The organism is Streptomyces sp. 8P21H-1 (assembly GCF_013302945.1).
In genome coordinates this window covers 1-1,160 of the sequence record NZ_JABTYA010000151.1, presented here as the reverse complement: position 1 = coordinate 1,160, position 1,160 = coordinate 1, and the positions used below count along the sequence as shown (strand labels likewise).

Annotated in this window: 1 protein-coding gene; it reads left to right on the top strand. The window is 77.7% G+C overall.

The window, feature by feature from the left end; genetic code table 11:
• Nucleotides 1–498: 498 nt before the first annotated feature.
• A partial coding sequence (locus HO151_RS02625; protein WP_173894509.1) for a GntR family transcriptional regulator occupies nt 499–1,160 on the top strand: 662 nt, incomplete at its 3' end.

The window sequence follows — 1,160 nt, the reverse complement described above, 5'->3', positions numbered from 1 at the left end:
GCGCGGCAACGCCCGGCGAGCCGCGACCGGAGCGCGCGGGACGACATCTCCGAACCAGGCCCTGCAAGCCCCGCGGGTCCTGCGGTTCCCGCGGCTTCTGCCGGCCCCGGCGGGCCGGCGGCACGCGGCGAGCACACGCACGGCGAGATACCGATACCCCGGCCGCCCCGGCCGCGGGTGACGCGCGGGGGCGCGGGGAACGTGGGGGATACAGGGGATGCAGGGAACGTACCGGAGCCGCAGTCGCCCAGGACCCCCGACGACCAGGGCGTTCCCCCCGGCCCAAGTACCTTCGACGCCCCGGGTGCTCCTGACGGCCTGAGTGCCCCCGACGGCCCGAGCGCCCACGATGGCCCGGGCGTCCTCGACGGCCCGAGTGCCCTCGACGGCCCCGGCGCTCTCGACGGTCCGGGTGCCCCCGACGGCTTGGGTGCTCTCAATGGCGCGGGTGCCGTCGACGGTCCGGGCGTCCTCGACGGTCCGGGTGCCCCCGACGGCTTGGGCGCATCGTACGGGCAGTGCGTGCCCGGGACCCGCGAGCCCTTCACCGCCCCGGCCCCTGCCTCCGTCCCCGCCCCGGCTCCGTCCTTCGGTGCCGGTGCCGGTGCCGGTGCCGCCTTCGCCTCCGTCGTCCCGCGGCCCGTGATCCAGCGGGCCTCCGTCCGCGGTCAGGTCCTCGACGCCCTGCGGTCCGCCCTCGTCACCGGCGACCTCGCCCCCGGCGAGGTCTACTCCGCCCCGGCGCTCGGCGAGCGCTTCGGCGTGTCGGCGACCCCCGTACGCGAGGCCATGCAGCAACTCGCGAACGAGGGCGCGGTGGAGGTCGTGCCGAACCGGGGCTTCCGGGTCATCCGGCGCGGAGCCCGGGAACTGGCCGAGCTCGCCGAGATCCGGGCCCTCGTCGAGATGCCGGTGATGCTGCGGCTGACCCGTACGGTGGCCGCCCCCTGCTGGGCGGAGCTGCGCCCGCTGGCGGAGGCGACGGTGACCGCGGCGGCCACCGGCGACCACGCGCGCTACGCCGAGTCCGACCGCGCCTTCCACGCGGCCGTCCTCGGACTCTCCGGCAACCGCCAGCTGGTGCACCTCGCGGACGACCTGCACCGCCGCGCCCAGTGGCCCCTGGCGGGCGCCCCCGCCCGCCGCCCGCGCACCGACCT